We start from the raw sequence: 15,266 nt of genomic DNA, 5'->3' as shown, positions 1-15,266 counted from the left end.
TCACAAAGAGAGGCGATCTAACTAACAAAATACCCACAAAATACCAAAGGATTTAACAATAACCTCATGATGCAAGTGGTTAATTGGCAAGGTATAATTCGATAAAAATGATCACAGCAGGAGCAAAAATGCACAGCTTAAAGAAAGCGCCAAGCCCCTATAAGATATTAATAAGCGCCTGTTTATTAGGTGAGAATGTTCGTTATGATGCAAAAATTAATAAAATAGAAAACAAGCTGCTCGACAATTGGCTGCAGCATGGAATTCTACTGAGTATCTGCCCGGAGGTATGCGGCGGCTTAGCAACACCGCGCCCGGCAGCTGAAATTCAAAATGACGGCTCAATTAAAACTCAAGCGGGTCAAGACGTAAGCGAAGCATTTACAGCGGGCGCACTAAAAACCCTGCAGCTTGCTTTAGAAAATAATATTAAAGCTGCAGTCCTGACTGAAAAAAGTCCCTCCTGCGGCAGCTCGCAAATTTATAACGGCAGCTTCGATCGTACTCTAATTAGCGGACAGGGGGTCACGACACAATTATTACGCCGGCACGGCATTCAAGTATTTAATCAATTCCAGTTACAGCAGGTACAAGATTATTTAGATGGTTTATAAAAGCAAATATTAATGCTGCTTAGCTGCATTTATAAAGATCCACAGTGCCTCTAACCGGTTAATGAAAAGCTGTTAAGCACATCTTTTATCCAGAAAAAACATATCTATTCAACATGTTACATAAGAACTAACACTTATTGAGTTTAAATCACACTTCTTGATTCTACAAAACCTCAGGCACTTATTATTATCATTTGAAAACTTACCAGCTGTTCCATCATTTAATAAGTAGGTTTAATCTGATGAATACTTTTATAAAACAGTTAATGATACTAAGCACTCCCCTGTTACTCGCCGCCTGCGGTGGCTCTGGCGTCGATGATGTTCCTGCAATGAAAGTTAATCCGTATGACCTGAACAACAAAGGTTCTGAACAGGTAAATATCAATAAAGATATTAAACAGCACGCCAGATTCAAGGTGCCGACTCGATTAAGGCTCAAGCATTTACAGCGGGCGAACAAGAGGCTCAGCCGCCTGCTTTAAACAATAATATTAAAGTCGCTATTCTGACTGAAAAAAACCTCCTGCAGCAGCTAGAAAATTTATAACGACAGCTTTAAGCGCCGCTTAATTTATGATCAGGAAGTCACCATACAATTATTACGTCAATACGGCATCCAGGTATTTAATCAGGTCCAGTTACAGCAGGCTCAAAGCCATTTGAACGGCCTCTAAACAATCATTGTTAATCAGCGACTTACGGCAACATTCACAGTTATTGAGTTTAAATCACACTTCTTGATTCTACAAACCTGTAAACACTTATTATCATCATCACAAATTTACAAACAACATACTATTTAACGCACAAGGATTAATCAGATGAACACTTTTATAAAACAATCTGTAATACTGGCCGGTATTACATTACTTTCCGCCTGCGGCGGTTCTGGCGGCGGTGGTGATATTCCAGCAATAAAAATTAATCCGTCTAAAACCAATACCGAACAACCTATAATTAAAGATACTCAGATACCAGTATTACCTGCTGACAATATCTCATTTAAGGCCGGCAGTCAGAAAATTAGCCAGGACTATCTGCCGCTGAGACTGCATGTTAATAATATGCGTAATGAGTCGATAAAATTTACCATCGACAACCCTTCAGAAAACGCTTTTGCTCTGCAAAATGCATCATTTATTTTTGTTCCGGCAGAGGGACTAAAGTTACAGCAGTCGTGGCGCAGTGGTTTTGATCACAGCATTCAAGTTCATAAAAGCAAAGCGGATACAAAGTTCGCAGTTAAGATCAGCGATAATTTCGGAGATACGCCCTGGGCTGCTGAAGGCCGCATCTATGGTGTAGATGACACGGGTTATATTATTGCACTGCCACAGGAAAGTGATATTGACGGGCAAGATCCGATTGCGCGTGTTGAGGGATTAAGTAAAGAAGATCCGACAGGCAGTTATATCAGTTTTATCAACCGTTTTTCACATCCAAATTTAGACTCGGATCAATCAGATATCTGTCTTGCTGTTATTGATGGAGAAACTATCTACCCGGTCAATAAATCATTAGCACAAACAGAAGCGACACCTCTTATTGATACTTCAACCTTAGGTCATTCTGCCGTCAAGCGATTAGCTGTTGTCACCCGTGCGAATCTGAATGATCAGGAAGAAAAATCCAATCTCAGTGCAGAACAGCTGCAGACTCTTGAAGAAGACTGTCCTCATCATCAGGTATTAAATGGTGAAACTATGCAGCTGCTTGATATAGCCACCGAAGATTCAGCGATGAAAGCCGTTGTTATTCACAGCCCTGCTTACGGTGAGATAGCAAAAACTAAAACAGATGCACAGTTAAAGTCATTACGCTGGAAATCGGAAACAGATGCAGTCTTTAAGTTACCACGCAAAAAATCTGAAGACTTAGAGTTATTCCTTAAAGAAGCCAAATAAATAATCTCGACTTCTTAAATCCGTTACCTGATTTTTTAAGACTCAGGTAACGGATATTTCAACCACTAGAAGAAAACTACTTTGCCGACTTCAGCAGATATTCGACAAGTGCATCAGGCCTTAACAATACGGGCTTATCAGCTTCTTCTTTTAAATAATTAACAGCTAAATAGTACTGCAGTGCTTTTTTTAAGCCTGGAAATGATACCCGCTGAATATTCTGTAACATTAAATAAGACTTCTCCGACTGCCCTGCCAGTGCATAAGCCGCGGCTAAGGTTAACTCTGTTTCAGATAACCGTTCCGGTGCCCCACGCTGTAAATAATCTAATGAATTAAGCAGATACTGGCGCTCTTGTGTTTTAATATATAAATGCACCAGCACCCTGCCGTACGCCCCATAAAGTAAAGGGCAGTCAAAATTACATATCTGCGTTGACTGTTCAATTTGTTTAACAATAACGGCATTCTCAATAACCTGATCACTGTATGCATAGGCGGCAAGCTTCATTCTATCAACTGCAAGTGCAGGGTTATTAGGCTGTTTAAGCCATTCGAATAACGCCGACATAATACGTTTATGATTATGTTCATTAGTGAATCTTTTAACCAGATTGATCAGCAGCTCATCAAGCTCCTCATCTAAGTAACTGAAAGATAATTCCGAGGTTTCCAGCTCGAAAGCGTTTTGTTCGCCATCAATCAGAAGATTAAGCTTTATCTTATTCGGTCCGTAACGGATGATCGGTTTGATTTCCACCACCTTATCCGGATTATAACTGTACTGTTCAGAACACAAGCCTTTCGATGCTAGCGTGGCGCAGTTAAAATGAATTTCTAGCGACTCATTTTTAAAGGATTTTTTAAGGCCTGCATATAAAAAACCGGATAAGGCATAGCTTATCGGATCAGCCGGAAGCTCTCCGTATTTGGTTAAAACAGGTGCAGGTGACACCACGATTACAGTCTTGGGCTTAGGCCAAAACTGATAAGTAATAAAGGTACAAATCAGCAGGCTGATTAACGGCAGTAATCCTTTTACATTAAATAATGAAAACCGCTTTCTATTTCCTGATTCATCACTGCTCTCAGCTTCACTTGATATTTCTTCTGGTTCATCACCAGGAACTTGCGCTTCATTTAACAGAGTCACAGGCTCAATTAACGCATAACCCTGGCGGGGGATGGTTACGATAATATGAGGGTTACGGCTGTCATCACCCAGCAGTTTTCTCAATTTACTTATTGACTGATTCAGTGAGTTAGCTGTCACCACCATACCCGGCCAGATGCTGGAAAAGATCTTTTCCCGAGTTACCGTTTTTCCCTGCTCACTGGCCAGCAGAGTCAATAACAGTATCAGCTGTGGTTCCGTTTTTTGTTCATTATCAAGGGAAATAGTCTGCTTGATCGGATCAACAATGATACGATCTCCTATTCGGAAAGGTTGTGGGGATGTGAATAGTGACTGCTGCTCTAACATAGTTATACCGCTGATTGAATTTTCTGCCTTGGGCCTGTAGATAGATGATCTATTCGAAGCTAACTGACTTTAACCGTATCAGTCACGCTTATTGCTTCATTATAAGTAAATTGAGCAGTAACACATAAGATTAAAACACTTATATGGATAAATCATAATCAGCAATAGGATCAATCAGCATTAGGTCTGCATGAATAAACTGGTAATCGAGTACAGATTTCAAAAGCTCATTACTTATTATTTTAATAAAACCACTATTTTGAACACCTGAGTCAGGCTTATCAAAGCCTAAGGCGGCCGCATTATGTGTGTAAAAATCCACTTTGCTGGGATGTGTATCCGCACAGACGTTTAAGATCTTTCCCCAGGCTGCTTTTGTAATGACCAAAGAAATAATCTGCACACAGTCATCGCGATGAACTAAATTGACCGGTGCCGAAGCATTTTTAATCGCTTTAGAAGTAAAAAAACGCCCAGGGTGACGTTTACCACCGATTAAACCTGCACAGCGTAATATGGTTGTTTGAAAGCTTTTGTTTTCTATTAAAAGTTGTTCAACTTTTAATAAGGGATGTTCTATATCTCCTAAAACATCAGACTCCTTACAAACACCGTTTTTTTCCGGGTAAACAGAAGTGGAACTAGTGAATATTACTTTCTTCACCGGCGACAGTTCAATCTCTTTAATTAAATGTTTAAATGCATCAATATTTTTACTGGTGATGCTGAGCAGTAAAATTTCTGACTGTAAAAAGTCTTGAATATTGTCGCTAATATTATCTATATCAACAATAAATGCTTTTAAACCAGACTCCTGTAAATCAGCAGCTTTAGCCGCCGAACGAGTCGAAATATTTACACAGGTAAAGTTGATGCTCAACTTAAGTGCCGCCGCTAACCCTAACCACCCGCTTCCTAAAACACTAATAGTTGTGCTCATTTAATTTCCTTTTTACGTAATTATTCGAAATATTCCGAGAGCCTGCATCATTAAACAGACATAACGGGAACACTCATAAAAATGATATTTTTAACAATAAAGGCAATTAATAGTCAAAACAACAACCACAACTACCCTGCCGGGTAGTTACATATTAAAAAACCTTCAACTATGATAAATGCTCCTAAATGTGAGGGATCACCATGAGATATTTATTTTCAGCTGTGGCAGTGCTTCTCCCGCTAAGTTTATTATGGATAAATTACCAGACCGATCAAGCAGTCAAAGTGACTGCGAAGCTGATGAATGCTGAAATAATCGGGCTAGAAGGTAAGCTTACAGTCACCATCAATGATCAGAGACTGTCACTAATGGAGAACGGCAGTTATACATTCAATTTACCCTTGCGGGAAGATACTGCGTTAAATGTTGAGATAACAGAGCAGCCTGCCGGCCAGGAATGCGAGCGGGATAAATCACAGCTCATTTCGGCTGCTGAAACCTCAGGAATCCATATTGTCTGCCGTACTTTACCAGGCTCGGTATCCGGACAGGTGAATCACTACTATAACGGCACTTTAATCAAAAATGCAAGAATCAAGCTGCTGCAGAAAGGTAGAGTTATCCGCACCACCACAACCAATGACCAGGGGGAATATTCGTTTATAGGTATAGGTTTGGATAAACGCTTTACACTATCTGTCCAGGCAGATAATTTTGCAAGACTCTCAGAAAGATTTTCTATCAACAAGCAGAATATTGAAAAAGACCTTAGTTTATTGCCGGCTCAAGTATCTCAGACACTATTGAGCGATCAGAAAACATCATTTTTCATCAATCAGAAAGAGGTGCTGCGTATTGATTTACGCCATCTTGTTCGTGAAGACGGGAAGCCATTACAGTTACCGGTTAAAGCAGTTGTTACCGTTATTGATCCACCTCTTAACAGCACTGTTATTCCCGGTGGTCTTGCTGACACAACTCAACCCCTAGTCAATCCGATTTCAACGGAATCTTCTGGTGCAGTCTCTGTGGATTTATTTGATAACTCGGGTGCAGCCGTTAACCTGGGTAAAGGAAAACGTGCCAAAATAATGATCCCTTTAGCTAGTCATCTTGACGCCCGCAATGCACCACAGATTATTCCGTTATGGTATTTTGATGAACAACGCGGTTATTGGATAGAAGAGGGATTCGCCTATCTAGGCCGGGATGAAACGGGCAGCTATTCTTATAACGGCCATGTATCCCACTTTACAACCTGGAATGCAGATCAAATCAACTAGAGACAAATAACCGTGAATAACATTTTTATTACAAATAACCGGCGTTTATCTGCTGGTTATTTGATCCTGTCATAATCCTTCTTTCTTTGTTCACGCAGCCTCCGTTCATTTTCTTCTCGCTGTAAACATAAAACATTAATTTCCTGTTTACGAATATCACTCGCCTGCCCCCACTCTTTTATTTCCTGCAGACTGCGAAAACATCCCATACATATATCAGATTGATCCAGACAACAGTTGCGGATACACGGAGAGGTTGTTTTGGTCATGGGTTTTCTTCTTACTCGTCTGCTGTTGATAAAAGCTTATAACTTTAATGATAAGCATAGTTAAGTTACACTGCATTATAATTAACAAACTGATAACAAAAAAGAGGGGTTATATGTTTATTATCCGCTGGATTTTAGGCCGAATTATTTTATTACTGAATTTTATTTTTACACCGGCTAAGCGCCGACGTTCTGTAACAGAGCAGTCAGAAATAGATATCCAGACACAATCGCTGCGCCTTTATCAATATAAAGCCTGCCCTTTCTGTGTAAAAGTACGTCGAGTTATGCACAGTCAGTCGATCAACATAAACACTATTGATGCCAAACAGACTGATCATAAACAAGTATTAGAAAATGAGGGCGGCAAAGTACAAGTACCTTGTTTACGTATTGAAGAAAATGAAAAAATAACCTGGCTGTATGAATCGTCCGCAATTATTGATTACTTAAATAAGCGCTTTGCTTAAGCTTTTATCCCGGCTGGTAGATAATAACCGGCCGAGACAACAATCCCCACATTATCGCATAAATGGGAAAACAGTTTGTTTACTGGCTGTTAAACTGCAGTAACTGCAGCTTATTTTCATCATATAAATACAACTTATTATCTGTAACAAGCCATGATTTAACTTTAGTTAATGAGTTTAGATAATACTCCTCAACTTCCATTCCTGTGTCGCAATGTTTTGCCGTTGAAATAAAATTGTTTAATATCAATGAACGCTGTTCTATTTTGTACCCTCCCTGGAATTTATTACATCCACCACTGCCGACAATACTGCCTCTACGTATATCGAATATAATGTACGGTTTGTTTTTTGCTTCACTATCAAGCACCCAGTTTTTGCCCCCTAACAAAGCAGCGGTATCCACCTGCACAGGCTCCAGAGAGGCTTCAGCAGTTTTTGCCGGTGTTTTAACCGTAACTTCAGGTATGACCTTAGGTTCAGATTTAGACTTAACTTCAGGTTTTGGCTTAAGCTCAGCTTTAGGTTTCCGCACTGCCTGCATTACAACAGCAGTAACCTCAGACAGTTCTTTACGCGTCAAGGGAAGCATATTTCTATTTGTAAACAGCAATTTACCATCTTTTATAACTTCTGCACGCAACTGATACAAGCCGCTCCGGGAGAGTGATTTTTCTAATACCGACAGGGTAAATTTCTGCGGAAATGCGCTGAAAGCATTATTTTCAGAAGCAGACAGAATGATAAACTTTGTATCTCCCTGCGGACGAGATTCAAGGCTTAGCCTGAAAAAAGTATCAGGTTCAATATTAACAATCTGGTCATAAATTAATTTGCCGCTGATATTTTCTGCTTTAGGTATTTTGTAAAGCGCATAAGTTTCAGCAAGCAATACTACAGTGATAATAGCAATAATTGTCCAGTGCAGTTTCTTCATCGTATCAGTCCTTTAATCATCAACTTATTAGAGAATAGTTGACGAATGACAATCCAACTAGTGAATTGCCGTCCGACTTGTGATCAAGGATATTTTATGTACTTAAAACTTCGCAGCTTAGTGGTGGTGATGGTGTTTCAACAGACCTTTAGGTAATAATTCAGCAATAAAAGCTCGAGCGCCACGGCGCAGTAAGGAGGTAAAATATAAACATAAAATAAGTACTAAACTCGAATATTGCCACCAGCTGTAACCTGTCTGATGCTGTTCTAACCACGGCAGAGAAATAACTTCTATATACTGATTAAGCACCAGGCCAGTCAAGAATGCGCCGCCTGACATCAACATAGCTAAACTCATCGCGGCAAAGATTCCCTGTTGTCTGCGGATATTTTTCAATAACTCTAAACTGATAGTTGGCGCGATTAAGAAAAATGCAGCAGCTGCACCAGGTGATAAACCCGCCATCAGTAAAACAGCAATCACCGGGGTAATACCCGTTGCACACAATGCAAAGGGGAAAGCGACAACAATCATAACCAGCACCTGCAGCCATAGGGCCTGTTCAAAGAATGTCCAAGCTGAAGCAGCTGACAGTGTGGCCGCTAACGTCCAGCCTAATAAAACCCAGGGAGCAGTATGATCTAACTGATGCTGATAACCTTGTTTTATCGCAGTAAGGAAGCGTGATGTTGATGCACCGCCCTGACAGCTTGAAGCGGCTGCCGAAGAGATCGGCGCTTTAAAATGACGGCCTAATAACCAGGCAATAGATAATGCAAACACAGCGGCTAATACAATACGTAATAACAGCATCTGAGTGCCTAATAACGGCAGTGAAATCAACAATGCATCAAAACCGATAATCGGGGTCGCAATTAAAAATGCGGTTGCAAACGTTTGATTTGCACCCATACCTAATAACTGCTGATGCATTTTAGCTGCGCTTGGCGAGCACACAGGTAAAGGCAAACCATAGATAACCCCTTTTAACCCGTCCTTCAGATAAGTTCGGCTTCCCTGCATAGGTAAAATTGAAAACGCGGGTTTAAAATAATGCATCAGCGCACTTAAGAAATACGCTAGTAATAACATAGGGGCACTATGCAGTGCGATATTGGTGAAGTTAGCCAGCGTTAATGCAGTATTATTCTGACCCTGTTCGGTATGCATCTCTTCCATATCATGAGCTGCGTGATCATGTCCTGCATGCGGATCTTCTATTCCATAAACTTCGTGATCATGCTCTGCATGCGAGTCTTCTCTTCCATGAACTTCGTGATCATTTTCTGCATGCGAATCTTCTATTTCATGAACTTCGTGCTCATGCTCTGCATGCAAGCCTTCTATTCCATGAACTTCGTGATCATGTTCTGCATGCGAAGCCTCTATTTCATGAGCTTCATGATTTATATGCTGTTCCTCTATCAAACGAACCGCGTGCTCATCAATCTGTTGTAAGTGAAGAGCATCTTTTGCTATAAGGGGAACGACTTCTGCAGCCGGACTATGATCGTGGCTATGTTCAATATAACCCAGCCAATGCGGCAGAAGTACAGCGGCTAAGACCACAACACCTAAAACACTTCCTATACCTGCAGCATATTTATTCTCTTGATCTTCCTCTATATCATTGTGTGCATGAGAGTGAGAATGAGCATTTAAATATGGTCGATGCAGTACTACGTGCATAATTGAGCCCATAACAAATGCCTGGAACCAGGCTAACCATTGCCCGTCAAGCTGGGCAAGCGAGTAATCTGCAAACAGCGCACCGGCTAACGTAGCTCCCGACATACTCAGCAGGATACCCATAGGTAAAAGACGCCCGTATTGCGGGCGTAATAACCACCACACAGTTAAGCCGACAGGAAAACGATGCAGTAATACCCCAAGAGCCAGCAGCCAGGCTGTATGGTCTCCCTCTTCTACAAGCAGAGCAGAGCCGTCAATACTAGCGTGCAGCACTAAACCTAAGATACCTAAAAACAGAGTTGCCTGATGAGCCTGAGCAGCCGCTTTATGAAAGTATTTTTCTATCCAGCTGGGGGCAAGCAGGCCGAGCGCCATTAGAACTAACACCATCAGTCCGCCGCTGTGCAGAACTTCGGGCAGGATATGAAAGAGAACAAGACCTGAAATCGTAACAAAAATAAATGCATCAAGCAGATCCAGCCAGCCGGGCTGCCGCTGTAGTAACCGGTAAGTTAAAGGGCCTAAAAAAAGCGCCAGAATGCTTAATAACAACAACATAAAATAGAATCTCAATAAGGTTAACAGGTATATATTTTGTTATAGTATAACACTATATATATTCAGACCAACCTTATATGATATCCATTCTCATTTATATTCAAAGAAAAGGTTAATTTACTCCTTTAAACTTTTATCCAGCGAAGTTAAATAATCGCGATGGCAGGCATGAGTAAAAGCGTTCGGACGAACAACCTGAATACGTTTCATTAACGGTACAATTTCCTCGCCGCGCTCTAAGAGAATTTGTGCACAGATAAGTCCAGTGCGGCCTGAACCGCCTTTACAATGTACTGCAATACTTTTTCCCTGTTTAAGCAGATCATGTACTACAGGACCGGCACTTATCCAGGCCTCTAAAAATGGAGGCTCTGGAGCATGGTCATCAATAATCGGCAGGTGAAACCAGGACATACCCGCCTCTTTTACTGAGCGCCCGATATCAGACAATTCATTTTTATCCAGCTCCTCCTGAGTCATAAATGTTAAAACAGCATGAGCGCCTGATTCTTTAATTTGTGCTAATGAGCTTGTTAAACCAGCCCCTTTAGTACCAGGACATGGAGTCAAAATAATTTCAGCTTCACTGCCTGCGATGCTGATTGGAAAAAGAGGGTGTACTGACATGATAACTACCTTTTGAATTATAAAAAAAGCAGATGGGGAACCACCTGCTTAATTAATTTTATAACTGTTAAATTTCATTTTTATGACACAGCAGAAAGTAATCCTTTACGGTAATAACTCTGCGCTTCCTGCTCACGATCGTCTTTTTCTAACAGATCAGCTAATAATACGAAATCCTCAATATCTGCAATACTTTCTACACTAATTATCAAATGCTGGATCACAGCTTCATAATTATTTTCTTTTAACTTTAATTTTGCGAGGGCCTGATGAATTAAAGCAGTTTCAGGTTCCTTTTTAAGTTTTTTTTCTAATAACTGGATTAACGGATAATGATCATTAATCGTCAGCTTATCGATATACACAAGAAGCGGTAAGGAAAACTGTTTATTCAATTTTTCTAATAAAAACTGCTCAGCAATTTTATCGTTACCGCTGCTTATCAGCGCATCCAGCAAAATTTTCTGATAGGCCAGCTCTTTACGCATCCAGCGTGGACATGTGCTTTCCCAGTAACTGTGCAGAGCAGCTCCATCCTGAAGCGCCAGCTGTTTAAACAAATGTTGATAAGCATCAAGCTGCATAGTTTCAAACTCATCATCCGTAAAATCTAAAAACTTGCGCTGTTTATGCAGTACATCGATATATTTATGCCATTCCTGCAGGGCTGGGTAAATTTGTAGATATAACTCAGCTGCACGCTTCTTTTTCGGAAAGTTTGTATCTAACTCATTAAGTGTTGCCAGTGCATTTTCATACTGCTTTGCTTCCAGCTGCAGCTCAACCCAGACAAGGGCAACAGCAACTCGGCAGCCCTGCTGGCTTTGTGTCGCCTGCTGTAGATATTCATCACGTAGATCATACTGCCCCTGCTTCTGAGCAGCCTTAGCGGCAGCAATATAGGTTAGAGCAGGAGATTCAGTACGCTCAGCTGATTTAGCCAGTAACTTCTGCGCCTGTTTGGCATCACCTTCAAAGAGTGCCAGCATACCCAGCAGGCTGTTCTTTTGTGCTTTTTTAGTTTTGCGCTGTCCAAACCAGCCGCGGGTAATAGAACTCATCGACAACAGTTTACGTAATAACCATTCCGCTAACAGAAGTAAAAAATAAAAGATAACAGCCATAAAAACGGCGTTAATGATCGTTGTTTCATAGGTTGTATAAGTATCCAGAGAAACTAGAATATAACCTTTGTTACCACTAATTTCCGGAGCAAAAATCAGACCGGCCATGAGTACTGCAACGATAATAATGATTCGTATCATAAGGTTCCCCTCCTACTCAACACGTGAACTGGCTAAGGATTTTTTTACACGTTTTTTTATTATACTGTCCAGTAACGGCGCACTTTTTAACTGATCAGGATAATCACTAGTAATTTTACGTTTGCTCAGACGCTGAATTGATTTATGAAAGTGGCCAGTATTACTGTCGGTTAAATCGTAATAACCGCTAAGCAGCTCAGAAGCACTGTGTAATGCGGCATCGTAAATTCCCTGCTGTTCACGATAAATCGCAAATTCAGCCTTCGCTAAATCATTACGCAAGTTTTCCCTTAAATACCAGCTTTGCTGTGGAGAAAGTAACGCCTGAACAGCACGGTCACGTTTATTAATAACAACAATGCTTTCTACAAAGCTGTCCCAAGATTTAGTTAAGTTAGCCTGCCAGTCGTTAATATCACTCGAAACTTCAGCCTGATTTTCCGCTGTTTTTTCAGGAATAGTTAAACCAGCCACAACCAGTTTATCAATGCGGCGCTCCAAACTGGAAAGTGCTAGAACCACTCCGTCAGGATCACGTTTAGGAAGCGCTTCTAAACTGTTGATATCTTCAAGCAGAGCTGCTCGTAAGGGACTCAAGCTGGCATCACTAAGCTCAACAACACGCTGATCCGCTGCAAATAATAAAGCAGTTGCAGTGGCAGTATCTTTCTCTAACCAGATTTTTCTGCCGGCAAGCTTAACCAGATATTCAACCTCAGCTAAAATCCAGTCGTTCGGGTGACGAACAGTCGTTTCAGAAAAACTGCGCTGTAGAGCCTGTAGATCACTGCTGTATAATTTATTTTCATTTTTAACTCTCTGCAGCTGCTGATTTACCTGTTCGACCTGTGTTTCAAGCTGATTTTTCAGCTTTAAAGCTGCTTGCGTTTGATTATTCTGCTTATCTGCCTGTGATGATAATTTTCCAGTCAGCTGAACTATTTCCGCCTGCTGCTGTTTACTTAGAACTTGGTATTGCTGATAAAAATATACAGCTAGGGCAGTCAAAGAAAGTGAAAATATAAGTGCTAAAACACCGATAAAAATAGCAGTTTTATTGCCCTTAGTCTTTTTATCTTCAGGTAATTGTTCAACTACCGGTGGCGGATTTTCATCACCAGAAGTATTCGTTTCTATTACTGCTTCGTTATTATTTTTATTGTCTGTCATAACCACCCTCACATTTTTAAGCCTATCAGGCTAAATACGAACAAAGCGTTTATCCGCTGTTTATTTAAAGTAATCGACGATCTGCTGATCTGCCATACCCGGAAGAACTTCCGCACTAGACCAGCCTAATGATACTGCATGTACTGTTATTCGTTTGCTGGGCGCATAAATAGTCTGATTTTTTAACCACTTATGTTCAGATTCAGGCACAACAACGAGTAACCGTTCAAGTAATTCAACGCTACTGATAATAACACCATTAATATTCAGTCGGCGCCATTTTTCTGTTAACAGTGACCCGTTTAATTCAATCGCAACTCGCTGATAGGGTTGGTAATACTCAACCACTGCCCCACGGGCTGTTAATGTTTCACTGAGTAACTCGCGGCCGCCTAAACCACGCAGAATAAGAATTCGTTTACCTTGTATATTAGATAAACAAGGTAAGGCAAGCAGCCCTTCACTATCATAACGTTTATCCGGAACAGAAACACTTTTTCCCGTTGCTGATCTTAAGACAGCCTGCGTCCCTTTACCCACTGCAAGATAAGACGCAGCAGGCCAGGGATTATCAGCAAGGGCCCACTTAGTATAGTCAACCGCGTTAGAACTAACTGCGATAATATAATCGTAACTACCTGTTAGGAGCATACGGATATCATCAAACTCAGCTGTTTGTTTCACTTCCAGTAAAGGCTGTGCAAAAGCAGCGGTGCCCTGCGCATTGAGCAGGTTAGACAAGCGTAAAGCATGGGGAGCAAAACGTGTTATCAGTAGACGTGCTTTAGCCATTATTTGTATACTTCAGCCAGAATTTCCTGCGCACCGCAGTCAAGCAGCTGCTTCGCCAAATTAAGACCTAGTTTCTCAGCATCATCTAGATGACCAGTGATCTCTTTACGGATAATCTGCTTACCATCAACACTGCCTACCAGACCGCGTAGAAAGACCTGATCATTATCTAGAGTCGCATAACTGCCGATAGGTACCTGGCAGCCGCCTTGCAATGCAAGGTTCATCGCACGTTCAGCGGTAACACGTATCCGCGTTACGGCATCTTCAAGAGGTTTTAATAATTCGATAGTCTGCTGATCGTCTAAACGACATTCAATGCCGACAGCACCTTGTCCAACAGCAGGAAGACAAATTTCAGGTTCAATATAAGCTGCAATACGAACCTGCATTTCTAAACGAATTAATCCGGCCGCAGCTAAAATAATAGCATCGTACTCGCCGTCATCTAACTTACGCAACCGAGTATTAACATTGCCGCGCAGATCTTTAATAACCAGGTCCGGACGTAATTCACGAATCTGACACTGACGTCGTAAACTGGAAGTACCAACGACGGCACCTTGAGGTAACTGATCCAAAGAGTTAAAATTATTGGAAACAAAAGCATCACGCGGATCTTCTCGTTCGCAGATAACCGTTAAACCCAGACCTTCAGGGAAATCAACCGGTACATCTTTCATAGAATGCACTGCAATATCCGCTCGCCCTTCCAGCATAGCAACTTCTAATTCTTTAACAAAGAGCCCTTTTCCACCCACCTTCGCTAACGGAGTATCGAGAATCTTATCACCCTTGGTTTTCATCGGTAATAATTCAACAGTTAAGTTCGGATGATATTTTAAAAGCTCTGCTTTAACAAAGTTGGCCTGCCACATTGCAAGAGGACTATGGCGTGTAGCAATACGGATTATTTGAGGAATCATTTATTTGTTATCTCGTTAATAAACTAATGTTTTGATGCTATCAAAGATAACAAAAATTAGCATGTCTAATAGAGATAAAGCTAGGATTGTTAATAAAAATATTTAATTGTAGAGAGTTGTTTATTAGGAGATATAAAATAAAGAGGAAATATGGTGCTGATAGGCGGATTTGAACCGCCGACCTCACCCTTACCAAGGGTGCGCTCTACCAACTGAGCCATATCAGCAAAAGGGAATCTGATAATGACCTACTCTCACATGGGGAGACCCCACACTACCATCGGCGCAGCTGCGTTTCACTTCTGAGTTCGGAAAGGGATCAGGTGG

15 protein-coding genes, 1 tRNA gene and 1 rRNA gene are annotated in these 15,266 nt (G+C 41.0%); 5 read left to right on the top strand and 12 right to left on the bottom strand.

Features of this window, described 5'->3' with window-relative positions:
- Window positions 1-128 precede the first annotated feature (128 nt).
- From G327_RS0121255 to G327_RS0121245, 3 genes are all read left to right on the top strand, one after another.
- The gene (locus G327_RS0121255) at window positions 129-614 is read left to right on the top strand and encodes a 2-thiouracil desulfurase family protein (protein ID WP_019616823.1); all 486 of its coding nucleotides are present in this window, start codon (window positions 129-131) and stop codon (window positions 612-614) included.
- Between the two features lie 242 nt (window positions 615-856).
- Window positions 857-1,099 carry a hypothetical protein gene (locus tag G327_RS0121250; protein WP_019616822.1) on the top strand — a complete coding sequence of 81 codons (243 nt, stop codon included), beginning with the start codon at window positions 857-859 and terminating at the stop codon, window positions 1,097-1,099.
- 339 nt (window positions 1,100-1,438) lie between these two features.
- Window positions 1,439-2,521 (top strand): hypothetical protein, encoded by a 1,083-nt coding sequence (locus G327_RS0121245; protein WP_019616821.1) that lies wholly within the window; start codon window positions 1,439-1,441, stop codon window positions 2,519-2,521.
- A gap of 76 nt (window positions 2,522-2,597) precedes the next feature.
- Here the strand turns inward: G327_RS0121245 and G327_RS0121240 are convergent, their stop codons facing one another.
- Complete coding sequence (locus tag G327_RS0121240) at window positions 2,598-4,004, bottom strand: winged helix-turn-helix domain-containing protein (protein WP_019616820.1); 1,407 nt, start codon at window positions 4,002-4,004, stop codon at window positions 2,598-2,600.
- A gap of 139 nt (window positions 4,005-4,143) precedes the next feature.
- Entirely contained in the window at window positions 4,144-4,944 is an 801-nt protein-coding gene (locus tag G327_RS0121235) for a Rossmann-fold NAD(P)-binding domain-containing protein (protein ID WP_019616819.1), read from the bottom strand.
- 203 nt (window positions 4,945-5,147) lie between these two features.
- Between G327_RS0121235 and G327_RS0121230 the strand changes: the two genes are divergently transcribed.
- Complete coding sequence (locus G327_RS0121230; protein WP_019616818.1) at window positions 5,148-6,230, top strand: carboxypeptidase-like regulatory domain-containing protein; 1,083 nt, start codon at window positions 5,148-5,150, stop codon at window positions 6,228-6,230.
- 56 nt (window positions 6,231-6,286) lie between these two features.
- Here G327_RS0121230 and G327_RS25335 read toward each other — a convergent pair whose 3' ends face one another.
- Window positions 6,287-6,499 (bottom strand): DUF1289 domain-containing protein, encoded by a 213-nt coding sequence (locus G327_RS25335; RefSeq protein WP_019616817.1) that lies wholly within the window; start codon window positions 6,497-6,499, stop codon window positions 6,287-6,289.
- 113 nt (window positions 6,500-6,612) lie between these two features.
- Between G327_RS25335 and G327_RS0121220 the strand changes: the two genes are divergently transcribed.
- A complete protein-coding gene (locus tag G327_RS0121220; protein ID WP_019616816.1) occupies window positions 6,613-6,969 on the top strand; it encodes a glutathione S-transferase N-terminal domain-containing protein in 357 nt (118 codons plus the stop codon).
- Window positions 6,970-7,048: 79 nt separating this feature from the next.
- Here the strand turns inward: G327_RS0121220 and G327_RS0121215 are convergent, their stop codons facing one another.
- The 9 genes from G327_RS0121215 to rrf form a co-directional block, all read right to left on the bottom strand.
- Complete coding sequence (locus G327_RS0121215; protein WP_019616815.1) at window positions 7,049-7,906, bottom strand: META domain-containing protein; 858 nt, start codon at window positions 7,904-7,906, stop codon at window positions 7,049-7,051.
- Between the two features lie 117 nt (window positions 7,907-8,023).
- Complete coding sequence (locus tag G327_RS0121210; RefSeq protein WP_019616814.1) at window positions 8,024-10,159, bottom strand: permease; 2,136 nt, start codon at window positions 10,157-10,159, stop codon at window positions 8,024-8,026.
- 117 nt (window positions 10,160-10,276) lie between these two features.
- Window positions 10,277-10,786 carry a phosphatase domain-containing putative toxin gene (locus G327_RS0121205; protein ID WP_019616813.1) on the bottom strand — a complete coding sequence of 170 codons (510 nt, stop codon included), beginning with the start codon at window positions 10,784-10,786 and terminating at the stop codon, window positions 10,277-10,279.
- An 80-nt stretch (window positions 10,787-10,866) separates the two neighbouring features.
- Window positions 10,867-12,051 carry a heme biosynthesis HemY N-terminal domain-containing protein gene (locus G327_RS0121200; protein WP_019616812.1) on the bottom strand — a complete coding sequence of 395 codons (1,185 nt, stop codon included), beginning with the start codon at window positions 12,049-12,051 and terminating at the stop codon, window positions 10,867-10,869.
- Window positions 12,052-12,063: 12 nt separating this feature from the next.
- Window positions 12,064-13,221 (bottom strand): uroporphyrinogen-III C-methyltransferase, encoded by a 1,158-nt coding sequence (locus G327_RS0121195; protein WP_019616811.1) that lies wholly within the window; start codon window positions 13,219-13,221, stop codon window positions 12,064-12,066.
- A 60-nt stretch (window positions 13,222-13,281) separates the two neighbouring features.
- Window positions 13,282-14,013 (bottom strand): uroporphyrinogen-III synthase, encoded by a 732-nt coding sequence (locus G327_RS0121190; protein WP_019616810.1) that lies wholly within the window; start codon window positions 14,011-14,013, stop codon window positions 13,282-13,284.
- Window positions 14,013-14,939: a hydroxymethylbilane synthase gene (gene hemC, locus G327_RS0121185; RefSeq protein ID WP_019616809.1), complete on the bottom strand. Its 927-nt coding sequence runs from the start codon at window positions 14,937-14,939 to the stop codon at window positions 14,013-14,015. Before hemC ends, G327_RS0121190 begins: the two co-directional genes overlap by 1 nt.
- 151 nt (window positions 14,940-15,090) lie before the next feature.
- Window positions 15,091-15,166: transfer RNA gene (locus tag G327_RS0121180), tRNA-Thr, on the bottom strand.
- Window positions 15,167-15,174: 8 nt separating this feature from the next.
- Window positions 15,175-15,266: ribosomal RNA gene (gene rrf, locus G327_RS26300) — 5S ribosomal RNA — on the bottom strand; the annotation flags it as partial.

The sequence above is a fragment of the Psychromonas ossibalaenae ATCC BAA-1528 genome, from assembly GCF_000381745.1.
Lineage (GTDB): Bacteria > Pseudomonadota > Gammaproteobacteria > Enterobacterales > Psychromonadaceae > Psychromonas > Psychromonas ossibalaenae.
The sequence above is the reverse complement of the archived record's forward strand: the minus strand, read 5'-3'. Positions and strand labels throughout refer to the sequence as shown.